General features: G+C 68.6%; 24 protein-coding genes. 11 read left to right on the top strand and 13 right to left on the bottom strand.

Annotated features, from left to right (window positions below; genetic code table 11):
* Positions 1-27 precede the first annotated feature (27 nt).
* A complete protein-coding gene (locus J3S20_RS18765; protein ID WP_216838028.1) occupies positions 28-747 on the bottom strand; it encodes a GntR family transcriptional regulator in 720 nt (239 codons plus the stop codon).
* Positions 748-812: 65 nt separating this feature from the next.
* Between J3S20_RS18765 and tcuA the strand changes: the two genes are divergently transcribed.
* From tcuA to J3S20_RS18725, 8 genes are all read left to right on the top strand, one after another.
* The gene (gene tcuA, locus J3S20_RS18760; RefSeq protein WP_216838027.1) at positions 813-2210 is read left to right on the top strand and encodes an FAD-dependent tricarballylate dehydrogenase TcuA; all 1398 of its coding nucleotides are present in this window, start codon (positions 813-815) and stop codon (positions 2208-2210) included.
* Entirely contained in the window at positions 2197-3342 is a 1146-nt protein-coding gene (tcuB, locus tag J3S20_RS18755; protein WP_216838026.1) for a tricarballylate utilization 4Fe-4S protein TcuB, read from the top strand. The genes tcuA and tcuB overlap by 14 nt, the downstream gene beginning before the upstream one ends.
* A 147-nt stretch (positions 3343-3489) precedes the next feature.
* A complete protein-coding gene (locus J3S20_RS18750) occupies positions 3490-6357 on the top strand; it encodes a calcium-binding protein (protein ID WP_216838025.1) in 2868 nt (955 codons plus the stop codon).
* A gap of 28 nt (positions 6358-6385) precedes the next feature.
* Complete coding sequence (locus tag J3S20_RS18745) at positions 6386-6994, top strand: glutathione S-transferase family protein (RefSeq protein ID WP_216838024.1); 609 nt, start codon at positions 6386-6388, stop codon at positions 6992-6994.
* 81 nt (positions 6995-7075) lie between these two features.
* Entirely contained in the window at positions 7076-9379 is a 2304-nt protein-coding gene (locus J3S20_RS18740; RefSeq protein ID WP_216838023.1) for a DUF3141 domain-containing protein, read from the top strand.
* Between the two features lie 148 nt (positions 9380-9527).
* Positions 9528-9719 carry a hypothetical protein gene (locus tag J3S20_RS18735; RefSeq protein ID WP_216838022.1) on the top strand — a complete coding sequence of 64 codons (192 nt, stop codon included), beginning with the start codon at positions 9528-9530 and terminating at the stop codon, positions 9717-9719.
* Positions 9720-9804: 85 nt separating this feature from the next.
* Positions 9805-10746 (top strand): 3-hydroxyacyl-CoA dehydrogenase, encoded by a 942-nt coding sequence (locus J3S20_RS18730; protein WP_216838021.1) that lies wholly within the window; start codon positions 9805-9807, stop codon positions 10744-10746.
* On the top strand, positions 10743-11666 hold the full coding sequence (locus J3S20_RS18725; RefSeq protein WP_216838020.1) for a BKACE family enzyme: 924 nt from the start codon (positions 10743-10745) through the stop codon (positions 11664-11666). Before J3S20_RS18730 ends, J3S20_RS18725 begins: the two co-directional genes overlap by 4 nt.
* Positions 11667-11684: 18 nt before the next feature.
* Here the strand turns inward: J3S20_RS18725 and J3S20_RS18720 are convergent, their stop codons facing one another.
* The 7 genes from J3S20_RS18720 to J3S20_RS18690 form a co-directional block, all read right to left on the bottom strand.
* Positions 11685-12473, bottom strand: a complete 789-nt coding sequence (locus J3S20_RS18720) for an ADYC domain-containing protein (protein ID WP_216838019.1) — start codon at positions 12471-12473, stop codon at positions 11685-11687.
* 12 nt (positions 12474-12485) lie between these two features.
* Positions 12486-12785, bottom strand: coding sequence for a hypothetical protein (locus J3S20_RS18715; protein ID WP_216838018.1), 300 nt, complete (start codon positions 12783-12785; stop codon positions 12486-12488).
* Between the two features lie 189 nt (positions 12786-12974).
* Positions 12975-13439, bottom strand: a complete 465-nt coding sequence (locus J3S20_RS18710; protein WP_216838017.1) for a GNAT family N-acetyltransferase — start codon at positions 13437-13439, stop codon at positions 12975-12977.
* 74 nt (positions 13440-13513) lie between these two features.
* Complete coding sequence (locus J3S20_RS18705) at positions 13514-14497, bottom strand: ABC transporter ATP-binding protein (RefSeq protein ID WP_216838016.1); 984 nt, start codon at positions 14495-14497, stop codon at positions 13514-13516.
* Complete coding sequence (locus J3S20_RS18700; RefSeq protein WP_216838015.1) at positions 14494-15468, bottom strand: ABC transporter ATP-binding protein; 975 nt, start codon at positions 15466-15468, stop codon at positions 14494-14496. Before J3S20_RS18700 ends, J3S20_RS18705 begins: the two co-directional genes overlap by 4 nt.
* A gap of 121 nt (positions 15469-15589) precedes the next feature.
* Positions 15590-16450: an ABC transporter permease gene (locus tag J3S20_RS18695; protein ID WP_216838014.1), complete on the bottom strand. Its 861-nt coding sequence runs from the start codon at positions 16448-16450 to the stop codon at positions 15590-15592.
* Positions 16447-17442, bottom strand: a complete 996-nt coding sequence (locus tag J3S20_RS18690) for an ABC transporter permease (protein ID WP_343215248.1) — start codon at positions 17440-17442, stop codon at positions 16447-16449. The genes J3S20_RS18695 and J3S20_RS18690 overlap by 4 nt, the downstream gene beginning before the upstream one ends.
* A gap of 64 nt (positions 17443-17506) precedes the next feature.
* Between J3S20_RS18690 and J3S20_RS18685 the strand changes: the two genes are divergently transcribed.
* From J3S20_RS18685 to J3S20_RS18675, 3 genes are read left to right on the top strand one after another with little or no spacing between them, the layout of a single operon-like run.
* A complete protein-coding gene (locus tag J3S20_RS18685) occupies positions 17507-19093 on the top strand; it encodes an ABC transporter substrate-binding protein (protein WP_216838013.1) in 1587 nt (528 codons plus the stop codon).
* The gene (locus J3S20_RS18680; RefSeq protein ID WP_216838012.1) at positions 19093-19800 is read left to right on the top strand and encodes a creatininase family protein; all 708 of its coding nucleotides are present in this window, start codon (positions 19093-19095) and stop codon (positions 19798-19800) included. The genes J3S20_RS18685 and J3S20_RS18680 overlap by 1 nt, the downstream gene beginning before the upstream one ends.
* Positions 19785-20795 carry a ketopantoate reductase family protein gene (locus tag J3S20_RS18675; protein WP_216838011.1) on the top strand — a complete coding sequence of 337 codons (1011 nt, stop codon included), beginning with the start codon at positions 19785-19787 and terminating at the stop codon, positions 20793-20795. The genes J3S20_RS18680 and J3S20_RS18675 overlap by 16 nt, the downstream gene beginning before the upstream one ends.
* Before the next feature lie 36 nt (positions 20796-20831).
* On the opposite strand, the gene J3S20_RS18670 is transcribed toward J3S20_RS18675, so the two are convergent.
* The 5 genes from J3S20_RS18670 to J3S20_RS18650 form a co-directional block, all read right to left on the bottom strand.
* On the bottom strand, positions 20832-21707 hold the full coding sequence (locus J3S20_RS18670) for a polysaccharide pyruvyl transferase family protein (protein WP_216838010.1): 876 nt from the start codon (positions 21705-21707) through the stop codon (positions 20832-20834).
* 60 nt (positions 21708-21767) lie between these two features.
* Positions 21768-22517: a glycosyltransferase family 25 protein gene (locus J3S20_RS18665; protein WP_216838009.1), complete on the bottom strand. Its 750-nt coding sequence runs from the start codon at positions 22515-22517 to the stop codon at positions 21768-21770.
* A gap of 426 nt (positions 22518-22943) precedes the next feature.
* Entirely contained in the window at positions 22944-23438 is a 495-nt protein-coding gene (locus J3S20_RS18660; protein ID WP_216838008.1) for a gluconokinase, read from the bottom strand.
* Positions 23435-24412 (bottom strand): phosphogluconate dehydrogenase (NAD(+)-dependent, decarboxylating), encoded by a 978-nt coding sequence (gene gnd, locus J3S20_RS18655; protein WP_216838007.1) that lies wholly within the window; start codon positions 24410-24412, stop codon positions 23435-23437. The genes J3S20_RS18660 and gnd overlap by 4 nt, the downstream gene beginning before the upstream one ends.
* Before the next feature lie 45 nt (positions 24413-24457).
* Positions 24458-25360, bottom strand: coding sequence for an MBL fold metallo-hydrolase (locus tag J3S20_RS18650; protein ID WP_216838006.1), 903 nt, complete (start codon positions 25358-25360; stop codon positions 24458-24460).
* Between the last annotated feature and the right edge of the window lie 22 nt (positions 25361-25382).

Genomic DNA, 25382 nt, shown 5'->3' with positions numbered 1-25382 from the left:
AACCCCGCTGCCGCCGCGGAGTTCCGGTCAGTCCGCGCCCGGCGCCGCGAAGGGCACGCCCACCGTCCGCACCAGCCAGGCCAGGCGATGCCGCTGCGCCGCCTGGGCATGGGCGCGGCTCGCCGCCTCCGCCGCGTCGCCGTCGCGGGCCCGCAGCGCGGCAAGGATGGCGCGGTGCTCCGCATGCGCCTGCTCCGCGCGGCCGGCCACCGTCAGCAGACTGGGCAGCAGCGCCATGGTGGCGGAGATCTGCTCCAGGCTGCGCAGCAGGTAGCGGTTGTGCGCAGCGAGATAGAGCAGGCCATGCAGGCGCTGGTTGGTCTCGGCCAAGGCGCGGGCATCGGCGAACAAAGCGGGCTCGCCCTCGATGAGTTCGGCCATGGCGCCGATCTCGGTGGGGCTGGCGTGCTGCGCGGCGAGGCGCGCGGCGGCGCCTTCCAGCACTTCGCGCATCACGTACAGCTCGACCACCTGCTGGTGGTCCGGGCGTGTCACGGTCAGGCCGCGGCGGGGTTCGTGGGTCAGCAGGCCCTCGGACTCAAGCCGGGCGATGGCCTGCCGCACGGGGGTGCGGGAGACGCCGAAGCGGGCGGCGAGGTCCGTCTCCGTCAGCCGCAGCCCGGGCGCCAGCGCACCCTCCCGGATGGCGGCGCGGATGCGGCCATAGGCTTCCTGGCCGAGGTCGCGGGCGGGGGGCGGCTGGTCCATGGCAGCCATGTAGCGCAGGCCGCGGCGGGAATGGAACATCCATCTGGACATGACGGGATACCAGTGGATACAACAGTGCCAGACGCCCAGGAGATCTCGAAGAAGTGCCGGATTTCGCCCGTCTCTATGACGTGCTGGTGGTGGGGGGCGGCAATGCCGCGCTCTGCGCCGCCATCACCGCGCGCCGGGCCGGCGCCTCCGTGATCCTCTGCGAGGCCTCCCCACCCCCGCTGCGCGGCGGCAATTCGCGCCACACCCGCAACCTGCGCGCCCTGCATCCCGGCCCCACCCAGGTGCTGACCGACAGCTACCTGGAGGAGGAATACTGGGACGACCTGAACCGCGTGACCGGCGGCAAGACGAACGAGGATCTCGCCCGGATGTGCATTCGGGCGTCGCAGCACGCGCCGGATTTCCTGGCGAGCTGCGGCGTGGTCTTCCAGCCGTCGCTGTCCGGCACGCTGTCGCTGTCGCGCACCAACGCCTTCTTCCTCGGCGGCGGCAAGGCCCTGGTGAATGCGCTGTACCGGGAGGCCGCGAAGCTCGGCATCGTGCTGCTGACGGATACCGAGGTGCAGCACATCCAGGTGGAAGAAGGCCACGCGACGGAGGCCATCATCTCCCACTGCGGCTTCCCGCAGCGCATCCGCTTCAAGGCGCTGGTGGCCGCCAGCGGTGGCTTCCAGGCGAACCGCAACTGGCTGCGCGAATACTGGGGCGACGCTGCCGACAATTTCCAGATCCGCGGCACGCCCTATGCCCAGGGCACCATCCTGAAGGATCTGCTGGCCCAGGGCGTGCAGCAGGTGGGCGACCCCACCCAGTTCCACGCCGTGGCGAACGATGCCCGCGCGCCGATGGAGGATGGCGGCCTGGCCATGCGGCTGGACTGCGTGCCCTTCAGCCTGGTGGTGAACCGCGACGTCGAGCGCTTCTATGACGAGGGCGAGGATGTCTGGCCGAAGCGCTATGCCATCTGGGGAAGGCTGATCGCGCAGCAGCCCGGCCAGATTGCCCTGGCGGTCACGGACAGCAAGGCCGTGCTGAATTTTCTGCCCAGCGTCTATCCGCCCTACAAGGCGGATTCGATCCGCGAGATCGCGCAGATGGCGGGCTTCGATGCCGACAAGCTGGAAAAGGTCGTGGCCGACTTCAACGCCGCCGTCCGCCCCGGCACCTTCAAGCCGATGGTGCCCGACGATTGCAGCACCGAAGGCCTGGTGCCGCCGAAAAGCCATTGGGCGCGGCGCATCGATACGCCGCCCTACTACGCCTATCCGCTGCGACCGGGGATCACCTTCACCTTCCTCGGCGTGAAGGTGAACGACAAGGCGCGCGTGCTGATGGCGGATGGCAAACCCTCCGCCAATATGTTTGCGAGCGGGGAAATCATGTCCGGAAATATCCTGGGCCAGGGCTATCTCGCCGGCTTCGGCATGACCCTCGGCACCGTCTTCGGGCGGCTCGCCGGTGAAGGAGCGGCGCGCCATGTCCGCAACTGAAATGAGCAAGCTCGACCTGCTGCTGCAGGAAGCGACCGAGATCGAATCCGACGCCTACCAGGACGCCCGCCGCCAGATGGCGGTCTGCAATGCCTGCCGCTATTGCGAGGGCTATTGCGCCGTCTTCCCCGCCATGGCCGCGCGGCGAGAGTTTGAGAAGGCGGACCTGACCCACCTCGCCAACCTCTGCCACAACTGCAAGGGCTGCTTCCACGCCTGCCAATACGCGCCGCCGCATGCCTTCGGCATCAATATCCCGGCGACCTTCGCGACCATCCGGCAGGAGAGCTACGCCGAATTCGCCTGGCCCGCGGGCATGGGCAAGCTGTTCGATCGCAACGGCACGCTGGTGGCCGGCGCGGCGACCCTCTTCGTCACCCTGGCGCTGGTGCTGACGGTGCTGATCCGCGACCCCGCCGTGCTGTTCTCTGCCCAGACCGGCACCGGCGCCTTCTTCCGCATCATCCCGCTCTGGCTGATCAACCTGCTGGCGGGCGGCAGCTTCGGCTTCGCGGTGGTCGCCATGACCCTGGGCGCCATCCGTTACTGGCGCGGCACGGGCGGCATGGGCGGCAGCTTCCAGCCGGCGCCTGCCGTGGATGCGGCGGTGGATGTGCTGACGCTGCGCAACCTCGGCGGCGGCGGGCATGGCTGCAACGACCTGGACGACAGTTTCGCGCAACACCGGCGCTGGCTGCACCAGGCGATGTTCTTCGGCTTCATGCTGTGCTTCGCGGCCACCACCACCGGCGCCATCTACCACCATATCTTCGGCTGGCGGTCGCCGCATGCCTTCCTGTCCCTGCCCGTGCAGTTCGGCACCTGGGGCGGCGTGCTGCTCTGCATCGGCACGGCAGGGCTGCTCTGGGTGAAGACGGTGACGGACCCGGCGCCGGTGGCCCGAAAGCTGATGGGCGGTGAGTACGCGCTGCTCGGCCTGCTGTTCCTGATCGGCTCCACCGGGCTGCTGCTGCTGGTGGTGCGGCATACCGGGGCCATGGGCATCATGCTGGCGCTGCATTTCGGCCTGGTACTCGCGCTGTTCGTGGTGCTGCCCTATTCGAAGATGGTGCATGGCATCTATCGCAGCATCGCCCTGCTGCGAAATGCGCGGGAGAAGCGGCCGGCCTGAGGCAACGGCCGCGCAACACGCGAAACAATCGCCCGCGCGCCGCGCAATCGGGGCGCAATGTTTCGGGCCTAGCAAGCGCGCCCATCGCAGGGGCGCCTCCACGGGAAAGGACGGCAAGCCGCTGTCCATCCACCCCAAGAGGTTCCCATGCGCGCGCCCAGAATGGCGTCCTTCGCCGCGTCTCCCCATGTCATCGAGGGTACTGACGGCACCGACTATCTGTTCGGCGAGACCGGCGCCGACCTGATCATCGGCTATGGCGGCGATGACCACATCTTCTACGACAGCCAGGCCGAGATGCAGGGCGACACCGTCGCCGGCGGCGCGGGTTTCGACACGCTCTCCGTCACCTTCGCCGCCGCCAAGGCCGGCATCACCTTCCAGGTGGTCGATTCCGCCAATCTCGTGACCATGCTGGGGGCGCAGGTCATCGGCGTGGAACACTACGCCCTGACCGGCAGCGCCTTCGCCGACCGCTTCACCGGCGGCACCTGGAACGATCGCTTCGTGACCGGCGCCGGCAATGACACCGCCCTGGGCGGCCTGGGCAACGACACCCTCTTCGGCGAGGACGGCAACGACCGCCTGGAGGGCGGCAATGGCGAAGACGCGCTGCTGGGCGATGCCGGCAACGACCAGCTCGGCGGCGGCAATGGCCGCGACCAGTTGTTCGGCGGCAGCGGCAATGACCGCCTCTATGGCCAGGCGGGCGAGGACCAGATGTTTGGCGAGGCCGGCCACGACCTGATGGACGGCGGCACCGGCCACGACACGCTGCGCGGCGGCGAGGGCAACGACACGCTGCTCGGCGAGGCCGGCGATGACAGCCTGTCCGGCGGTACCGGCGCCGACACGATGAATGGCGGCAGCGGCAATGACGTGATCGAGCGCTGGAGCATTGAGGGCGCCGATTCAATCGATGGCGGCACGGGCCTGGACCGGCTGGTGATGCACGGCCTGTCCGGCAACTTCGTCGCCAAGGCCGCCAATGTGGTGAACGTCCTGGCCGACGGCACGCGCATCCTCAACATCGAGGCCTATACCGTCGACGGCACCGAACAGGCCAATCTCTTCGCCGGCGAGGCCGGCGACGATGTGCTGAACGGCTTTGGCGGCGCCGATACGCTGCGCGGCGGCGCTGGCCATGACCTGCTGATGGGCGGCGAGGGCCAGGACCAGCTGGAGGGCGGTGATGGCGACGACATCATGATTGTCGGCGACGGCGGCATCGACACGCTGCGCGGCGGCGCCGGCATGGATACCGCGCGGATCGACCGCTTCAGCTATTCGGATGCGATCGACTACCGCTTCACCGGCGCCGCGACCGCCACCCTCTCTGACGGCACCACGCTGGTCGATATCGAGATCGTCGAGATCAACACGGCCTATGGCGATGACGTGCTGACCGCCGGCACGGCCAAGCGCGTGGTCTTCAACGCCGCCGGCGGCAACAATGTGCTGACCGGCAATACTGGCGACGACGTGATGACCGCCGGCTATGGCAACGACACCATCCGCGCCGGCAGCGGCATGGACCGCATCATCGATGGCGGCGGCAACAATGTCATCGATGCCGGCGCCGGGGATGACGAGGTCAGCGTCGATGGCGCGGCGGGGCTGAGCCGCATCCAACTCGGCACCGGCAACGACGTGGTCTTTCTGAACAATGGCGGCGGCAGCGCCGGCGGCCAGTACACGGTCGATGGCGGCGACGGTATCGACAACGCCTGGATCAACCGCAGCGCCAGCAGCCGCGACCTGAGCTTCACCCTCTCGGCGGATGCCATGCTGGTGAATGGCGACGTCTCACTCAAGAACATCGAGCGCGTGCACATTCGCGCCGGTTCCGGCCGCGACAGCCTGGTGGGCGGCGCGCTGGGTGACTGGTTCAACGGCATGTCGGGCAATGACACGCTGCGCGGCCTGGGCGGCAATGACGAGCTGACCGGCTGGTATGGCGCCGATCGGCTGGAGGGCGGCGATGGCGCCGACATCCTCTGGGCCACCGGCGGCATCAAGGATGGCGAGGCCGATACGCTGCTGGGCGGCGCCGGGGCGGATGAGCTGCATATGAACCGCGGCGACTATGCAGATGGCGGCACCGAGGAGGACCGCCTCTTCCTCGACCTGACCGAGGAGTTCGTGAATGTCGCCTTCACCTTCTCCACCGGCCTGGTGCAGGTCGATGCCACCACCCGCTTCACCGGCATGGAGCGGCTTTTCTTCGACGGCGGCCGCGGCCATGACAGCATCACCGGCGGGGCGCTGGCCGATGTGCTGGAGGGCAATGCCGGCAATGACAGGCTGCGCGGCGGCGGCGGCAATGACGAGCTGACCGATGGCGACGGCAATGACAGCCTCTATGGCGATGCCGGCGACGATGTCTTCGTGCGCACCGACTTCGACGCCAATGGCACCGACTATTTCGACGGCAGCTCCGGCGTGGACACGCTGCGCTTCAACATCGTCTCGGGCCAGCCGGTCTGGCTGGACATGGTGGCGCAGCAGTACAATGGCGGCCTGGCCCAGGGCCTGACCCTGCGCCTGATCGAGAATGTGGTGGGCAGCGACGCCGGCGACGACATTCGCGGCTCCGCCGCCGCCAATGCCTTCTGGGGCGGCAAGGGCAGCGACTACCTGGAGGGCCGCGAGGGCAACGACACGCTGGTGGGTGGCGAGGGCTCCGATATCCTGGCCGGCGGCGCGGGAGGCGATGTGTTCCGCTTCGGCCTCGGCGCCACCGGCTCCGGCGACTTCATCCTCGACTTCGTCCGGGGCGAGGACCGCATCGCGATCGAACGCGAGGCCTTCGGGCTGGGCAGTGCGACGACGCCTTCGCTGGTGGTCGGCGCCAGCCCGGTAGCGAATGCGGCCGGGCCGCAATTCCTGTTCGAGACCGGCACTGGGCGGCTGTGGTTCGATGCCGATGGCACGGGGGACCAGGCCGATCCCAGCTGGGTCGCGACGCTGTCCGGCGTCACCACCCTCTCGACGGCGGACCTGATCCTGGTGTGAATGGGCTCCGGCATGGGGAGGCGGCGGGATGCGGCATTTCTACGGATGGGCGACGCCCAATTCCCAGCGCGTCTCCATCATGCTGGAGGAATGCGGCCTGGATTACGCGGTCACGGGCGTGAACATCCGCGCCCGTGAACAGTTCGCGCCCGAGATCCTGGCGCTGAACCCCTATGGCAAGATCCCGATCCTGGTGGAGGAGGGGCGCCCGATCTTCGAAAGCGGCGCCATTCTGCTGCACCTGGCGGAACGCCACGGGATGCTGCTGGGGGAGGATCGGGCCACCACGCTGTCCTGGCTGATGGTCGCCCTGACCTCCCTCGGCCCTTTCACCGGCCAGGCGCATCACTGGACCGAGTTGGCGCCGCAAAAACCGGAGGCCGCGAGGTCGCATACCACCGCGCTGGTCGACCGGGTCTATCGCCTACTGGATGGCCGCCTGGCCGAGGTGCCCTACCTGGCCGGCGCCAGCTGCAGCATCGCCGATATCGCCGCCTATCCCTGGGTGGCGAAGCATGGCTGGGCGGACCGGACGCTGGAACCCACCCCGCATCTGGCCGCCTGGTTCAGCCGGATGGGGGAACGGCCCGCGGTGCGGCGGGGCATGGCGGTGCCGGCGGGGGCGCGGCTGGAATAGGGGCGAAACTTTCCTGGCGTGCCCCGTCCCGAGATCCCAGCTATGCTGCACCGCAGTCGTGGCGAGCCAAGGATGCACCGGATGAACGCCCAAACCCCGCCCCCCGGGCGCGAGCTGATGGCCCGCAGTGCCGAGACCATGAGCCGTTTCATGGAACAGGCCCAGGCCATGGGCGAGGTCGCGCGCAAGCAGTTGGCCGCCATGGCCCCGGCGCTCGCCCCGCCCCGCATCATGGACGGTGCCGGCCCCACCGGGTCGGCCCTGTTCGCCCGCTCACCCTTCGCGCTGATGGCCGATGCCATGGCCTATGCGGTGGATGCCTCGCAGCGGTCCGTCCTGTTCTGGGACACGATGCGCCAGGCCGGCAATGCCTTCGCCGAGCATGAGAAGGCCGGCTGCCCGCCGGTGCTGGTCTTCGAATGGGACATGGTGGTGGATGGCCGCACCCTGCCCCGCCGCTGCAACTACGCGCTGGTCCGCATCAAGCCGCCGGAGGGGGTGCGGGAGCCCGACCCGGCCATGCGACCCTTCGTCATCATCGACCCCCGCGCCGGCCATGGCGCCGGCATCGGCGGCTTCAAGTCGGACAGCCAGGTGGGCGTCGCGCTGCGCCGCGGCCATCCGGTCTATTTCGTCATCTTCTTCCGCGACCCCGAGCCGGGCCAGACCATCCTGGACATCACCGAGGCCGAGGCGATCTTCCTGCGCAAGATCCATGAGCTGCACCCGGAGGCGCAGCGCCCCGTGGTCATCGGCAATTGCCAGGGCGGCTGGGCGGTAATGATGCTCGGCGCCTCGGAGCCAGAGCTGACCGGCCCGCTGGTGCTGAACGGCGCGCCCCTCTCCTACTGGGCCGGCGAGAAGGGCCGCAACCCGATGCGCTATACCGGCGGCCTCGCCGGCGGGTCCTGGCCCGCGGCACTTCTGGCCGACCTCGGTAACGGCACCTTCGACGGCGCCAACCTGGTCGCCAACTTCGAGAGCCTGTCGCCCGGCAACACCAAGTTCCGCAAATACTACAACCTGTACGAGAAGGTGGACACCGAGGCCGAGCGCTTCCTGGAGTTCGAGCGCTGGTGGGGTGGCTACTTCCTGATGACGCGGGACGAGATCCGCTGGATCGTCGAGAACCTGTTCATCGGCGACAAATTCGCCCGCGGCGAAATCAGCGCCGGCAAGGGCGCATCCTTCAACATGCGCTCGGTGAAGTCGCCGATCGTGGTCTTCGCCTCGGCCGGCGACAACATCACCCCGCCCGGCCAGGCGCTGCGCTGGATCGCCGACGTCTATCGCGACGAACAGGAGATCAAGACCCTCGGCCAGACCATCATCTACCTGGTGCATGACGAGATCGGCCATCTGGGCATCTTCGTCTCCGGCAAGGTGGCCAACAAGGAACACACGGAAATCGCCAATACGCTCGAGCTGATCGAGAGCGTGGCGCCCGGCCTGTATGAACTCCGCATCACCGGCACCGCCGGCAGCGGGCTGAACACCGGCTACCAGGTGGAGCTGGTGGAGAAGACGGTGGCCGATATCCGCGCCGTCTCCGGCGATGCGGAGAACGAGGCCTTCCCCGCGGTGGCGCGCATCTCCGCGCTGAACCAGATGATCTACGACCTGTTCGCCAGCCCCATCGTGCGGCAGTTCGCCACCGAGGAATCGGCCGAGCTGCGCCGCCAGATGAACCCGATGCGGGCGCGCCGCTACCTCGTCAGCGACGCCAACCCGCTGATGCGCCCGCTGGGCGCCATGGCCGATATGGTGCGCGCCAACCGCCAGCCGGTGGCGCCGGATAATCCCTTCGTCGCCATGGAACGCGCCTGGGCCGACAGTGTGGAGCGCAGCATCGATGCCTGGCGCGACTGGCGCGATTCGCTGCAGGAAACCGCCTTCCACGCCGTCTATGGCACGCTCTCCGCGCTCAACGTGGCCTCCGAGGTGCCGACGGTGGATGCCGCGCCGGAACTGGCGGCCGAAACGCCCGATGTGCGCGCGGCGCTCGATCGCATCGCCGAGGGTGGCTATGCCGAGGCCGTGGTGCGGATGATGATCCTGATGGCCAAGGCCCGCGGTGGCGTCCGTCGTAGCCGGCTGGCACGCTCCAATGCGCTGCTGACGACGGAGGAACCCTTCGCGCAGCTCACCGCCTCCGCCCGCCAGGCGCTGATCCGGGAGCAGACGGTGGTGGTGGAGATGGCGCCGCAGCAGGCCTTCGAGACGCTGGTCTCCCTGCTGCCCGACCCCGCCGACCGTCGCCGCGCCCTGGCCTCGGTGGCGGATGTGGCGGGGCCGGAGGAGGAGCTGGGCGAGCCCGCCTTGGCCATGCTGAACCGGCTGCGCGGCCTGCTGGCGCCGCCGAAGCGCCCGCGCCAGCCCGGCTGAGGCCGGGCGACGCCGCGCGAAATCGCCCCTGCCCGGATTCACAACTGGGCAATCGGGCCATGCCATCCTGCCCCTGCGTCCGGCACGCCCCCCGTATCGGACCCCAAGGCCGCAAGAATTGCGGCACCGAGGCAAGAGGGCCAAACCGATGATGACGCATACCGCTGCCCGATCCCCCCGCGCCCCCGATTTCGTGGCTGCGACCCTGCTCACCTCCGAGGAGGGGGCCGAGATCCACCTGATGGACCGCGAAGGCCGCCTCCTGCGGCTGCCGACCGACGAGGCCAATGCCCGCCAGCTGATCGTCGGGCTCTGGCAGGCGCTCGACCGCGCGAAGTAGTCGGCCCCGCGCCGGATCGGGATTGCGCGCCGTCGCACGGCTTCTATCGTGCCCCCAAGGGACCGGCCCCTGGGGGGGGAACGAGATGGCGGAAGCGCGCAAGGTTGCGATCGTGGGGGCGGGGCTGATCGGCCGGGCCTGGGCCATGATCTTCGCCCGGGCCGGCTGGCAGGCCGCGCTGCACGACCCCTCCCCCGCGGCCTTGCAGGCCGCGCCCGGCCTCTGCGCGCAGGGGCTGGCGGAGCTGGCGCGGCACGGGCTCTGCGCCGATCCGGCCGCTGCCGCCGCGCGCATCAGCCTGGCGCCGAGCCTGGCGGCGGCGCTGGCCGGCGCGGAATTCGTGCAGGAGAACGGGCCGGAGGATGCCGCCACCAAGCGCGCCATCTTTGCGGAGCTGGATGCGCTGGCCGCACCCGGCTGCCTCCTCGCCTCCTCCACCAGCGCCATCCCGGCCTCGGTCTTCACCGAGGGCCTGGCCGGCCGCGCCCGCTGCCTGGTGGCGCATCCCGTCAACCCGCCGCACCTGGTGCCGGTGGTGGAGCTGTGCGGCGCGCCCTGGACCGCGCCCGAGACCCTTGCGCGCGCGCGGGAGATCTTTGCCGGCATCGGCCAGGCGCCGGTCACGGTGAAGCGGGAGGTGGAGGGTTTCATCCTGAACCGCCTGCAGGGCGCCCTGCTGGCCGAGGCCTTCCGGCTGGTGCAGGAGGGCTATGTCTCGCCGCAGGACCTCGACACCACGGTGGCCGAGGGCCTCGGCCTGCGCTGGTCCTTCCTCGGCCCCTTCGCGACCATCGAGCTGAATGCGCCGGGCGGCATCCCCGACTACTGCGCGCGCTACGGCCCCTTCTACGGCCGCATCGCCGCCGCGCCGCCCTCGCCCGAGGTCTTTGGCGCGGCGGGCATCGGCGCGATCATGGCGCAATGGGGCGAAACGCCCGACCGGGCGGAGATCGCGAAGCGCAGCGCCCGGCGCGACGCAAGGCTGGCCGCACTGGCCGCCCACAAGAAGGAGGCCGAGAAGGCATGAGCCGGAAAGTCATCATCACCTGCGCGGTGACGGGCGCGATCCACACGCCCAGCATGTCCCCGCACCTGCCGATCACGGCGGAGCAGATCGCCGATGCGGCGATCGGCGCGGCGGAGGCCGGCGCCGCCATCGTCCACCTGCATGCCCGCAATCCGCAGGACGGCCGCCCGGACCAGTCGCCGGAGGCCTTCGCCCCCTTCCTGCGCGTCATCAAGCAGCGCAGCGACTGCGTGGTGAACATCACCACCGGCGGCGCGCCGACCATGACCATCGAGCAGCGGGTGAAGCCGGCGGCGAGCTTCGCGCCGGAGGTGGCCTCGCTCAACATGGGCTCGATGAACTTCGGCCTGTTCGGCATGCTGAACCGCTTCAAGACGTTCCAACACGACTGGGAAAAGCCCTACCTCGAGAACAAGGACATCCTCTTCCGCAACACATTCGGGGACATCGAATACATCCTCCGCACCTGTTCCGAGAACAACACGCGCTTCGAATTCGAGTGCTACGACACCTCACACCTCTACAACCTGAAGTACTTTCTGGACGCCGGGCTCGTGCGCGCGCCGCTGTTCATCCAGACAGTCTTCGGCCTGCAGGGCGGCATCGGCGCGCATCCCGAGGACGTCATGCATATGAAGCGCACGGCGGACCGGCTGTTCGGCGACAGCTACAAATGGTCAGTCCTCGGCGCGGGACGGAACCAGCTGCCGATCGCGGCCATGGCGGCGGCGATGGGCGGCAATATCCGCGTGGGGCTGGAGGACAGTCTCTGGGGCGGGCCGGGGCGGCTCGCGGCGAGCAATGCAGAACAGGTGCGCAGCGCGCGGCAGATCATCGAGGGGTTGGGGCTGTCCGTCGCGACGCCGGATGAGGCGCGGGAGATCCTGTCGCTGAAGGGCGGGGATCGGGTGAATTTCTGACGCGGCGCCCCGGCCCGTTCAGTCGGGGCCCGCGCGCCGCGACCGGTTGAACAGCAGCGCGCCCTCGGCCTCGGCGCGCGCCTCGGTGCAGGCCTCCGGGCTGGTCCGGCCGGCCAGGCGCGGCGCGGCGGCGAGGAGGGAGGCGAGATCGCCATGCTCCGGCACGCGCATATGCGCGACGCAGACGGCGCCCTGTGGCGTCCAGCCGGCCTCGAAGTCCTGATCCTCCTCGTTGGTCGGGGACTGGATGCCGACGCGGTCATAAAGGTCGATGCGCATGCCGTCCCGCGTCCAGGCATGCTCGGCATCGCCATAGGCACCGCGCATCATATGGACGCAGGCGGCGTGGAAGGGCGCCAGGCTGCGCCCGTCCGGCAGGCTGGCCCAGGGGCGGTAGCCGAAGCGGATGCACTTGCCGATGGCGCCGGAGGAGCAGGTCAGGCGCAGCGCTGCGTCCGGCCCGGAATAGGGCATCAGCAGGCGCTCGCCCTGCGGATCGGCGTCGCAAAACGCCTGCCACTCCGCGGCGGCGGCGCTGCGGGCGGAGGCCTGGAACAGCCAGACATCGCCGGCCGTTCCCCCACCGGCCATCGGCACCGCCTCGTCGCGGCGGGCGGCGTCGAGGCGCAGCTCCAGGCCATCGAATTGCAGCACGGCGCCAACAAGGTCAGCGCCGCGCAGCGCCGTGCGGTCGGAGAGGTCGGCGCGGAAATCACCGCCCTCCGCCCGCAGGCCGATCAGCCGCGGGGGCTGTTGCGCCGCCGCCGAGCCTGCCAGCAGCAGCATGAGCAGGAGCAGGCGGCGCATGGCGTCAGCCCCTCAGCGAAGCCGCAGGACGGTGCCGGAGGGCAGGATGATCCCCTGGATGGCCTGCGTCGGCGCCTCGGCTTCCGCGCCGTTGCTGACCTGGCCGTTGAAAGCCCCGCGATTGAATGTGCGGCCGTTGAAGGTGAGGCCGTTGAAGGTGAGGCCAATGCTGAGCTGCCCATTGTAGCTGAGGCCGTTCAGCGTGACGCCCTGGTGGCTGATGCCATTGGCGCTGAGCACGGCATGCGCCGGGGCGGCCAGGGACAGGCCGAGCAGCGGGGCGGCGAAGGCGAGGGTGAGCTTGCGGATCATGTCGTTATCCTCCGGTTGCCGTGGCGACGGGCCGTTTGTCGCAGCGTCGCGTTGCAGATCGGTGGCGTGGGGGCGGCGCTTCACTGCCCGGGGTTGCGCCGCCTCGTCATCATTTGCGGCGCCCGAAACACGCGCGGGCGATGGGCGGCCATATCCGCGCGCGCCTTCGCGTTCTGGCGCTGCCGCTGTTCAGCCCGCAGCCTGCAACAGCGGCTTGGCGAAGATGATCTTGTCCTCGCCCGCCTTGTAGTAGTCGCGGATCCGGCCTTCCTCCATGAAGCCCAGCGCGCGGTAGAAGGCGCGCGTCGGCTCGAACTCGTCGAGGCCCGAGGTCTCGACCAGCAGCAGGCGGGCACCTGCCTCCCGCAGCCGCGCCTCGACGGCCGAGACGAGGCCAGCACCTGTTCCCTGGCGCTGGCGGTCGGGATGCACCGCGATCAGCAGCAGGTTCCAGGTGCCCTCCGTCATGCGCTCAGCGGCCGCATAGGCGATGGCCGTGACCTCGGCGGTTGTGAGCCAGAGTTCGGGCGGACCCTCACTACGCAGATGCGGCGCCGCCATCTCGTCCAGGAGATCGCCGGGAAAAAGCCCAGTGGCGTCGATGACGGCGCGCAGCGGCGCCAGGTCGCTGGCAGCGAGAGGTCGGATGGTCATGTGGAGGCGCCGTGCGGCAGGGGTTGGCTAGGTTGCTTCGCCGCGACGGTGGAGGAGGTTACGCGGCGCCGATGTCACGCGTGATGGCAGGCGACCAGCGCGCCATCCTCCCGCGGCGTCAGCAGCGGGCGCTCGGCGCGGCAGATCGCAGTCGCCTTTGGGCAGCGCGGATGGAAGGCGCAGCCGGGGGGCGGTGACAGCGGCGATGGCAGTTCGCCCGCGATCGGCCGGAACTGCGCCGGCGCCTCGCCGTCCAGCCGCAGCTTGGGCACGCTGTCCAGCAGCCCCTGCGTATAGGGGTGCCGCGGCGCGGCGTAGACGCTTCGCGAAAGCCCGCTCTCGACGATGCGGCCGAGATACATGATGGCGACGCGGTCGCTGACATGCCGCACCACCGAAAGGTCGTGCGAGATGAAGATGCAGGTCAGGCCGAGGTCCCGCCGCAGGTCCAGGAACAGGTTCAGGATCTGCGCCTGGATCGAGACATCCAACGAGGCCACCGGCTCGTCACAGACCAGCACCTCGGGCTGCATCGCCAGCGCCCGCGCGATGGCGACGCGTTGCCGCTGGCCGCCGGAGAACTGATGCGGAAAGCGCGTGGCGAAGGCGGGGTCGAGGCCGACGCGGGCAAGCCACTGTGCCACCATCCGCGGCGCCTCCGCCCGCGTCGTCAGGCCATGGGTGACAGGGCCCTCCGCGATGGTATCGCCGATGCGCATGCGCGGGTTCAACGAGGCGAAGGGGTCCTGGAAGACGGTCTGGATGCGCGTGGTGGATTTGTGCCGGCCGGCCATGGGCGCGGCGCCCGAGACGAGAACGCGGCCCTCGCTCGGCGCCAGGATTCCGGCGAGCATTCTTCCGAGTGTGGACTTGCCGCAGCCGCTTTCGCCAACCAGGCCGAGCGTCTCGCCGGCGGTGACCGAGAGCGACACGTCCGACACGGCCTGCACCGCGCGCCGCTCCACCTGCGCACCCAGCGCGCCGGCGATGCGGTCCCCCAGTGACAGCCGCGGGTCGAAGCGTTTCGTCACGCCCTCGGCGACTAGAATCTGGTTCATGCCGCCAAACCCAGCGGATGGTGGCAGCGGAACAGCCGGTCGGCCACGACCACATCCGGCGGGTCCGTCGCACACACCGCATCGGCGCGCGGACAGCGCGGCGCGAAGGGGCAGCCGGGTGGCAGGGACAGCAGCGAGGGTGTGGTGCCCGGGATCTGGTTCAGCTTCTCGCCCGGCAGCGCGGTGGCCGGCAGGCTGTCCAGCAGGCCGCGGGTGTAGTGGTGGCGCGGGTCGCGCAGCACCTGCCCCACACGCCCCGATTCCACGATGCGGCCGGCGTACATGACCAGCAGCCGGTCGGCGAGGGAGGAGACCGTGGCCAGGTCGTGCGAAATCCAGACCAGCGCCGTGCCCGTTTCCTTCGCCAGCTTCTGCATTTCCGCCAGGATCTGCGCCTGGATCGAGACATCCAGCGCCGTGGTCGGCTCATCCGCGATGATGAGGTCCGGCCCATGCAGCAGCGCGGTCGCGATCGCCACGCGCTGGCGCATGCCGCCGGAGAATTCATGCGGATAGGCATCCAGCCGCGCCGCCGCATCCGGGATGCCGACGCGCGTCAGCGTGCGCACCGCAAGGTCCCGCGCCGCCGCCTCGCTGGTGGTGCCATGCGCGCGCACGGCAAGCGCCATCTGCTGGCCGATGGTCAGCACCGGGTTCAACGTCGCCGCCGGGTCCTGGAAGACCATGGCGATGCGCTTGCCGCGCAGCCGGCGCATCTCCGGCTGCTTCAGCCCGACCAGCTCCTGCCCATCGAAGCGGATGGAGCCGGAGACGATGCGGCCGGGCGGATCGACCAGGCCAATCAGCGAAAAGCCCGTGACGGATTTGCCCGAGCCGCTTTCGCCAACCAGCCCCAGGATCTCGCCGCGCTGCAGGCTGAAGGACACGCCCTCCACCGCGCGCACCACGCCGGCGCGGGTGAAGAAATGCGTGCGCAGGTCGCGGACCTGCAGAAGAGTCGCATCGCTCATGCGGAAAGAACTGCCTTCCGGCCGCGAGGCGGCCGGCGCGCACAAACCTGCCTTGCCATGTGCGCAACAGCGCGCAGGCGCGCAGCCGAGGCCGCGGAGCGGCCGCCCGGCGCCTGAGGGCTCATCTTCTTAGCCTCGGGTTGAATTGGTCGCGGATCTGGTCGCCGACAATGTTGATGGCGACGATCAGCAGGATCAGCGCGATGCCCGGATAGACCGAAATCCAGGCCCGCCCATTCATCATATAGGGAAAGCCATTGGCGATCAGCATGCCGAGCGAGGGCTCGGTGGGCGGCAGGCCGAGGCCGAGGAAGGACAGCGTCGCCTCCAGCGCGATGGCATTCGCCACCTGCACGGTGCCGACGACGATCAGCGGCGGCAAGCAATTCGGCAGGATATGGCGCAGCACCACGCGCCAGCTCGGCAGCGGCGTGGCGGAGGCGGCCTCGACATAGTCCTTCTGCCGCTCGGCCGTCGCGGCGCCATAGGCGGTGCGGGCGAAGTAGGCATATTGCGCGGCCACCAGCGCGATGATCAGCTGCGACTTCCCCTGCCCCAGCACCGCCACCAGCACCAGCGCCAGCAGGATAGCGGGGAAGGAGAGCTGCAGGTCCACCACCCGCATCACCAGCGCCTCCACCCAGCCGCCGAGATGCGCGGAGAGGATGCCGAGCGCCGCGCCGAGCGTCATCGCCACAGCGCCGGCCACAAGCCCCATCTGCAGCGAGATGCGCAGCCCGTAGAGGATAGCGGAGAGCAGGTCCCGCCCCTGCGCATCCGTGCCGAGCCAGTGGACGTATTCACCAGACCCGACGAAGCCCGGCGGCCGCCGTGCATCCATCAGGTCGAGCCCGGCCAAGTCATAGGGATCCTGCGGCGCAAAGATCGGCGCCGTCAGCGCGGCCAGCACCACCAGCACGACGACGACGAGCGCGACGACCGCCACCCAGTTCTCGCGATACTCGCGCCAAAAGGCCTTCATGCCGCGCGCCCTCGCCGCAGCCGTGGATCGAGCAGCGCGTAGGACAGGTCCACGATCAGGTTGATCACCACGAAGAAGAAGGCGACCAGGACCAGGTAGGCGACCATCACCGGCCGGTCGAGCGAGGTGATGGAATCAATGATCAGCTTGCCCACGCCGGGCCAGGAGAAGATCGTCTCCGTCACCACCGCGAAGGCGAGGGTGGAGGCGAATTCCAGCCCGAAGACCGTCACCAGCGGAATCGAGATCAGCCGCAGCACGTGCCGCCGCAGGATGGTGAGTTCCGAGAGCCCGGCGGCGCGGGCGAATTTCACCGTGTCGGTCAGCATGATCTCCCGCGTCCCGGCGCGGGCCAGGCGGATCATCATGGCCAGCTTGAACAGCGACAGGTTCAGCGCCGGCAGCGCCAGGTAGCTCAGCCCCTCCAGCGTCAGGAAGGACCAGCCGATGCCGAAGACCTCTACCGTGGGCCCGCGATCCCCCGCCGGCAGCCAGCCGAGATTCACGGCAAAAGTCAGGATCAGCAGCAGCCCGACCCAGAAGGTGGGCACGGAAAATCCGAGCACGGAGACCGCCATGATGGCGCGGGAGGAGACTGCATGCGGCCGATACCCGGCATAGATGCCCAGCGGAATGCCGATGAAGGCGCCGATCAGCACGGCGGCCAAGGCGAGTTCCAGCGTCGCCGGAAGCCGCTGCATCACCAGTTCCAGCACCGGAATGTCGAAGACCAGCGACCGCCCGAAATCCCCCGTCAGCAGCCGGCCGAGGAAGGCGAAGTACTGTTGCCACAGCGGCAGGTCCAAGCCGTAGCGGCGGATCACCTCCGCCCTAATGTCCTGGGTGGCGTCCGGGGCGATCAGCACGTCGATCGGATTGCCGATGGCGTATACGCCGATGAAGACGAGCGCCGACATCGCCAGCATGACGCCGACGGATTGCAGGAGTCGCTGGATGATGAAGCCGAGCATTCCGCCCCAGTATCGGGCCATGGACAGCGGAGGCAAGCCGTTCCTACCATCGGCCCCACAGGACGCTTCTTCGGGGACGAAAAGAATGACCCAGACCTTCCGCCGCCTGGCCCTGGCGGCCACCACCGGCCTGCTGATGACGGGCGCCGCCGGCGCGCAGACCCTGAACCTCGGGGTGAGGGCGGGGCCGGAGGGGGTGGACCCCCATTACACCGCCACCGGCACCCATGCCGAGGCGCTGAAGCATGTCTTCGACACGCTGGTCGTCTCCGGCGAAAACCTGCAGCTGGAACCCGGCATCGCCGAAAGCTGGCGGCCGATCGATGCCACCACCTGGGAATTCAAGCTGCGCCAGGGCGTCACCTTCCATGACGGCAGCCCGATGACGGCGGAGGATGTGGTCGCGTCCATCCGCCGCATGCAGGTGCTGTCCGGCCCCAACCCCACGCGCATCTACGTCCGCAGCGTGAAGGACCTGCGGATCGTCGATGCGCATACGCTGCACGTAATCACGGATGGCCCGGCGCCGACGCTGCCCAATGACTTCATCCGCGTCTTCATCACCAGCGCCCGCGCCACCGCCAGCCTGACGCCGGAGACGAGCAACGAGGCCTTCAACAGCGGCCGCGCCGCCATCGGCACCGGCCCCTATCGCTTCGTCTCCTGGACTCCGCGCGAGCAATTCGTGGTGGAGCGCAACGACAGCTACTGGGGCGGCCGCCAGCCCTGGGCGCGGCATGTGCGCCGCGAGATTCCGAACGACGCCGCCCGCGTGGCCCAGCTGCGCACGGGACAGGTGGATATGATCGTCCGCGTGCCGGCGGCCGATGTCTCGACGCTGGAGCGCGACCGCGCGCTGCGCGTGGTGAAGGCGGATACCGTCTATGTCTTCAACCTGCAGCTCGATTTTCGCGAGACTACGCCGCAGGTGACGGCCAAGGATGGCTCCCGTCTCGCGGCCAATCCCTATCGCGACATCCGGGTGCGGGAGGCGATGGACCTGGCCATCGATCGCCGCGCGCTGGCCGAGATCGCGATGGAAGGGCTGGGCAGCCCGCAGGGGCAGATGGTCACGCCCGGCATCTTCGGCTTCAACCCGAATATCCCCATCCCGACGCCGAACCTGGCCCGCGCCCGCACGCTGCTGGCCGAGGCCGGCTATCCCAACGGTTTCCGGATGGTGCTGAATTTCACCAACAACCGCCTGCCGGGCGACAATGGCGTCGGCACCGCCCTCGCACAAATGTTCGCCCGCATCGGCATCGAGGTGCAGGCGGCCGGCCAGCCTGCGGCGGTCATCTTCCCGGCACGTGCGCGCGGCGAGCTGTCGAACATCATGGCCGGCTGGGGCACGCTGACGGGCGAGGCGAACTACTACTATTCGTCCAATGCTCACACCAACAACCCGGCGCTGCGCCTCGGCGCCTTCAACTGGCACGGCTATTCCAACCCGGAGATGGACCGGCTGATCCAGGCCGCCTCCATCGAGCTGGACGACAAGAAGCGGGAGGAACTGCTGCAGCAGATCGCCACGCTCTTCACGCAGGACCGCGTCGGCATGCCGCTGGCCTCGGTAGGCTCCGCCTGGGCGATGCGGCGGGACAGGGTAAACCTGGTGCGCGCCCGCACCGACGAGGACACGCTGGCGATGGACATCGTGCCGACGCGCTGATGATCGTCGCAGACCACAACTGGCGGGATATCGAGGCGCGGCTGCGCCTCGATGACCGCTGCGTGTTGCCATTGGGCAGCACCGAACAGCATGCGCAGCTGTCCCTCGCCACCGATGCCATCCTGGCCGAACGCGTAGCGCGGGAAGCGGCGGGGCCGCTCGGCGTGCCGGTCTTTCCGGTGATGCCCTTCGGCCTTGCCCCCTACTTCGCCGCATTTCCCGGCAGCATCTCTCTGCGCGTCGAGACGCTGCTGGCGGTGATGCGCGACCTCGTTGCCAGCGTCACGCGCGTTGGATTCCGCCGCGTGATGGTGGTGAACGGCCATGGCGGCAATGCGCCCGTCGCCGCGCTGCTGCAGGAGATGATGGCGGAAACCCCCGGCCTCAGCCTGAAATTCCACAACTGGTACAACACGCCGCGCGTCTGGGCCGCGGCCATGGCGGCGGATGCCTCCGCCAGTCACGGCAACTGGTTCGAGAATTATCCCTGGACCCGCCTGCCCCACGCGCCGGCGCCGGAGGGCCGCAAGCCCGTGCCGGACCTGGCGCGGATGAAGGCCAGCGGACCCGCGCAAACACGCGAAATACTGGGCGATGGCGCCTTTGGCGGCCCCTGGCAGATCGACGACGCGACAATGCAATCCATTTGGGACATCGGCGTGGCCGAGACCCGCGAGGCGCTGGAGGGACCATGGCAGACCCGATAGTCATCTGGGGCGCCGGCGCCATCGGCGGCACGCTCGGCGCCTTCTGGGCGCAAGCGGGGCATGAGGTGCTGCTGGTCGATACCGTCGCCGAGCATGTCGAGGCTTGCCGCACGACAGGCCTCCGCATCACCGGCCCCGTCGCCGAGTTCACCCAGGTGATTCCCGCGGTGACACCGGCGGAGCTCACCGGCACCTATTCCCGAATTGTCCTCGCCGTGAAGGCACAGGCCACCGCGGCGGCGATCCCGATGCTGGCGCCGCATCTGGCGCCCGATGGCTTTGTCTTCTCCGCCCAGAACGGGCTGAACGAGATCGCCCTCTCCCGCGCCCTCGGCGCCGATCGTGTGATGGGCTGCTTCGTCAATTTCGGCGCCGACTGGCACGGCCCCGGCGAGATCCTGTTCGGCAATCGCAGCGCGGTGGTGATCGGCGAGCTCGACGGCATCACGCGGCCGCGCACGGAGGCCATGTTCGCGCTGGCCCAGAAATTCGAGCCGGATGCGATCCTCACCGACGACATCTGGTCTTACCTCTGGGGCAAGATGGCCTATGGCGCGATGCTGTTTGCCACGGCGCTGAACAACGACAGCATGAGCGCCAATTTCGCCGACCCCGCCCGCCTGCCCGTCTGGCTGGCGCTGGGACGGGAGGTGGTCGCCACCGCCCTCGCCCATGGCGTCACCCCCCGCGGCTTCGGCGAGTTCCGGCCCATGGCCTTCGCGCCCGGCGTGCCGGATGCGGAAGGCGCGGCGGTGGTCGATTGGCTGCGCGACTTCAATGCGGTGGGCGCAAAAACCCATTCCGGCATCTGGCGCGACCTGGCGGTCCGCAAGCGCAAGACGGAGGCGGATGCGCAGATCGGCCTGGTGCCTGGCTTGGCCGCGGAAAAGGGCGTGCCCGTGCCGATGATGCGAAGGCTGTGTGCACTTATCGAGGACCTTGAGACCGGTCGCCGCAATCAGTCACCTGAGACCTTCGCCGCGTTGCTGACATAGGCAAGGGCCGCACCTCGCCGGCCTGCTGCCTGGCCGTCAGAAGACGTCGCGGGGGAAGGATGCCTCCAGCCTGTCGCCGATCATGGGAATTCCGGCCAGATGTTCGGTGCGCAACAGCCCCTGCGGAAGGTCCGCAAGATTTCCTGACGGCGGAAGTGTTACCGCACGGAATTGCGACCGCCCCACGGATGCGAAGTAGTCAAAATACTTCCAGGATTTACCACGATGCACCTCAGCGGATTCCGGCCAGATGCTCGGGATACCCCAGGCATCCGCAAAAATCAGTCCATGAAGGCTCGTCGAAACGATAAAATCACAACTCGACAGAAGTTTGAAAGTGGCGGCGAAATCCGGGTTGCAGACATCGATCATGACCGAGCGGGGCGTGTTCGCCAGCACATGCTTCACCCAGGCGGCGCTGCGCTGCGAATGATGCGGGATGACACCCCAGCGATGCGCTTTCTGCGACGCGCCTTTCCAGATGCGCGGGGCAAGCAGACCTGGGTCGCCTAGCGGCAGGTCGTTCGACGCGCTGGTTAGGCATCGCGTAAGTGGCCCACGAAGCGCGTGGTACACCAACGGCGTGCCAGGGGGAACCGGCTTTGGCTCAAGCGATCCGGAGCCCCAGACGTGGATCGGTGTCTGGCGCGTTGTAAATGTCTTGAGATTGACAGGGAAGTGTACAACGCTGCCAATCGAAAGCAGGTCGCATTCTGCCAGCTCAGCATGCTCGACCGTGCGGCCCGAAACGTAGGCGCAAACCTGCAGGTTTATTTCGTCGCCGATATTGACGAAATCCGGAGATTTCCACCAATAGATCGAGATTGGTCTAGCCGCCATGTCAGTGATGCTTCCTTGATGCTTGCGAATGATCTGGAGGTCGTGTCTTGTGCGCCGTGCCAATCCGACCATGCCGGTTGCGGCCGAAGGCGGGCTCCGTATTGAACGGCGCGATGCAGCGCCGGACCTGCCTCATTCTCCCACGACCTTGTTGAGCGCGTTCTCCTCCTTCCGAGAACTGGACCCGCCAGGATGCAGAATGGCTGCGACCTTCAGGACCGCTCCCTTCAGGACCGGAACCGCCAGATCATAGTAGTTTGAAATTCCCGTAAGTTTCCGGAAGAAGAAATAATTGCGCTTCAGCCGTGCAAGGCCTTCCTTACCCACCGCGGCAAATAGTATCAGCCAATCCACATCGCCCTGAACGCCATGCTGCGCGACAATGGCCAGCAGGCTTTCGGCTCCGGCCCGGCTGAGCCAATAGCCATCGCCTCCGCATCCCGTTGACTGGGAAGGACCGCGCTCCAGGATGGAGTCCTCGATCGATATCACCTGGTTCATTTCGTCGCTGTTCGCATCCGCGCGCCGCAGGACCGACATGCGATCATTCAGGAAAACAAGGTCCGCCCCGGCCTCCGAGAGCACCTTGCCGACATCCTCCAGCGGTCGTGCGATACGTGCATCGTCTTCCAGGATGATGGCGCCATCCCAGCCATTCTCGACAATGGTTTCCCAACTGCGAACATGGCTCAGGAAGCAGCCCAGGGTCCCGTGCTCCGCATTCGCGGCGCCGGGAATGAAACCGCGGATCAGTTTCGGCAGGGAAGTTCCACGCAAAGCCGGAAGGCGGTGGGGCGTCATACCTTGTTCGGCAAGCGAGTCGGAAATTCGTTCAAAACGCGCACGATCCGAATCGAGGTTAATGACAATGATCTTCTGCATGGTCCCTCGCTGCAGTATTGCGCCACACGGCACCGCAAAGAATGTGGAATTCAAGATGTTATCGGCACCATTTGCAGGACGTGGCCTCGTCGGTTCAACCCGTCTTCGTCCCGCGTACCGTGGCGGAGAGGCAAGCGGCCCACGGAACCATGTCGAGCGGCCGCATCCTCTGCTTGCCGCCCGGTCGACCCGTTGCTGCATGAGTCACCCAGAGCAACATGATCTCGCTTCGCATTCGACATGGATCGCCGACCTTCATGCTGCCCTGCTGCGCCCTTACCGGTCAAACATGACATGGCAAAGCCGCCCAGGCGCCTGGACAGGCAGAATCTGCACTTAATCCCAGGTTAGCCCGCCCGCACGCCTACCGGAAGTTCGGTTTTCCCGAAGACTGCGACGCATCCGGCTGGCGGCGATGCGCCGGGCCTATCGCCGGACGCCGGCAATGGCAGCCTCCGCCAGCGCCTCCGGCGTCGCCGCCACATCCAGGAGGATGGCGCCTTCCTCCGGCGCCGGCGGTTCCAGCGTGGCGAATTGGCTGGCCACCAGGCTGGCCGGCATGAAGTGCCCTTCCCGCGCCGCCTGCCGCGCCGCGACCAGCGCCATGTCGCCCTGCAGATAGACCAGCCGCAGATCCGGCGCCGCCGCGCGCAGCCGGTCGCGATAGGCGCGCTTCAGGGCGGAGCAGGTGACGACGCAGCCGATGCCGCGATGCGCCGCCAGATGCGCGCCGATGGCATCCAGCCAGGGCGCCCGGTCGGCATCATCCAGCGCCTCGCCGCGGCTCATCTTCGCGACGTTCGCGGCTGGATGGAAACTGTCCGCATCGTCGAAGCGCAGGCCCAGCCCGGCGGCGATCAGCGGCCCGACGGTGGATTTCCCGGCGCCCGAGACGCCCATCACCAGGACCAGCGCCGTCATTTCGGCTCCAGATGCCCGCCGAAGGCGTTGCGCATGGCGGAGAGCGAGCGGTCCGCGAAGGGCGCCTCCTGCCGCGACCGGAAGCGCGAATAGAGCGCGGCGGAGAGCACCGGCGCCGGCACCGCGCTTTCGATCGCCGCCTGCACCGCCCAGCGCCCCTCCCCGCTATCGCCGACCCTGCCGGAATAGGTCGAAAGCTCCCCATCCGCCGCCAGCGCCTGCGCCGTGAGGTCCAGCAGCCAGGAGGCGACGACGGAGCCGCGGCGCCAGGCCTCGGTGATATCGGGCACATCGAGGTCGAGGCGCAGCTCCGGCGCCACGGAATCGCTGCCCTGCTGGCGGAGCAGTTCCAGCCCCTCCGCCATCGCCTGCATCATCCCGTATTCGACGGCGTTGTGGACCATCTTTGTGAAATGCCCGGCGCCATTGGCGCCGCAATGGACATAGCCCTGGGGGGGGCGGGGATCGGCCGCTGCGCTGCGGCCCGGCGTGGGCGATGCGGCGGCCTCGCCGGGGGCGAGGGCCCGAAAAATCGGGTCCAGCCGTTCGACCGGCCCGGCCGGGCCGCCGATCATCAGGCAATAGCCCCGTGCCAGACCCCAGACGCCGCCGGAGGTGCCGATATCCAGCATCTCGATCCCCCGCTCCCGCAGCAGCGCCGCGCGGCGGATGGCGTCCTTCCACATGCCGTTGCCGCCATCGATGGCGACATCGCCTGGCGACAGCAGCTGGGCGAGCTGGGCCAGCGCCTCCTCCGTCGCCGCGCCGGCGGGCAGCATCACCCAGACGGCGCGCGGCGCCGGCAGGCGGCGCACCAGGTCGGCCAGGCTGTCGGCCCCCTCCGCCCCTTCGGCGGCGAGGGTCGCCACCACGGCCGGGTCGCGGTCCCAGACGGTGCAGGAAATGCCGGCGCGCATCAGGCGACGCACCAGGTTGCCGCCCATGCGGCCCAGCCCGACCATGCCGAGTTGCATCCCAAACCCTCCCCGTTTCCGCGGCAGGATGCGGGCCGGCCGCCGTCAGGACAAGCCGGCGGCGGCCTCCGCGGTCTTCGGCTTCACCGGGATCTTGAGGTAACGCACCCCATTCGCCTCCGCTGCCGGGAAGCGGCCGGCGCGGATATTCACCTGGATGGAGGGCAGCAGCAGCGTCGGCGCGGCCAGCTTGGCGTCACGCGCGGTGCGGAAGGCGACGAAATCCTCCTCCGTCTGGCCGTCCTTCACATGCGGGTTGTGGGCGCGCTGCTCCGCCACGGTGGACTGCCAGGCGAAGCGGTCCCGCCCCGGCGCCTTGTAGTCGTGGCACATCCAAAGCCGCGTCTCCGGCGGCAGGGCCAGCAGGCGCTTGATGGAGTGATACAGCGTGCGGGCATCGCCGCCCGGGAAATCGGCGCGCGCCGTGCCGTAGTCATGCATGAACAGCGTGTCGCCGACGAAGACGTCGTCACCGATCTTGTAGGCCGCACAGGCCGGCGTGTGCCCCGGCACGTGCAGCACCTCGACCTCAAGCTCGCCAATGCGAAAACGCTCGCCATCCTCGAACAGGTGGTCGAAGTCGCCGCCCTCGGGCGCCATGTCCTCCAGCCCGAAGACCGGCCGGAAGATGGTCTGCACGCGCTTCACCCCGGCGCCGATGCCGATGCGCGCGCCGCTGTGCTGCTTGATCCAGGGGGCGGCGGTCAGGTGGTCTGCATGGACATGGGTTTCCAGCACCCAGTCCAGCGTCACGCCCTCGGCCTTGGCGGCGTCGAGCAGCGCCTGGGCAGAGCTTGTATCGGCCTCCCCGCTGCGATTGTCCCAGTCCAGCACCGGGTCCACCACCGCGCCGCGATGCGTGGCGGGGTCCCAGACCAGGTAGGAGACGGTGTTGGTCGGCTCGTCGAAGAAGGCGCGAATGGCCGCCTGCCTGCCATGGGGTGCCATGGGCATCCTCCTGCTTGCGGAG

It is taken from the genome of Falsiroseomonas tokyonensis (assembly GCF_019024325.1).
Classification (GTDB): domain Bacteria; phylum Pseudomonadota; class Alphaproteobacteria; order Acetobacterales; family Acetobacteraceae; genus Falsiroseomonas; species Falsiroseomonas tokyonensis.
This window is presented reverse-complemented; position numbering and strand designations above follow the sequence as displayed.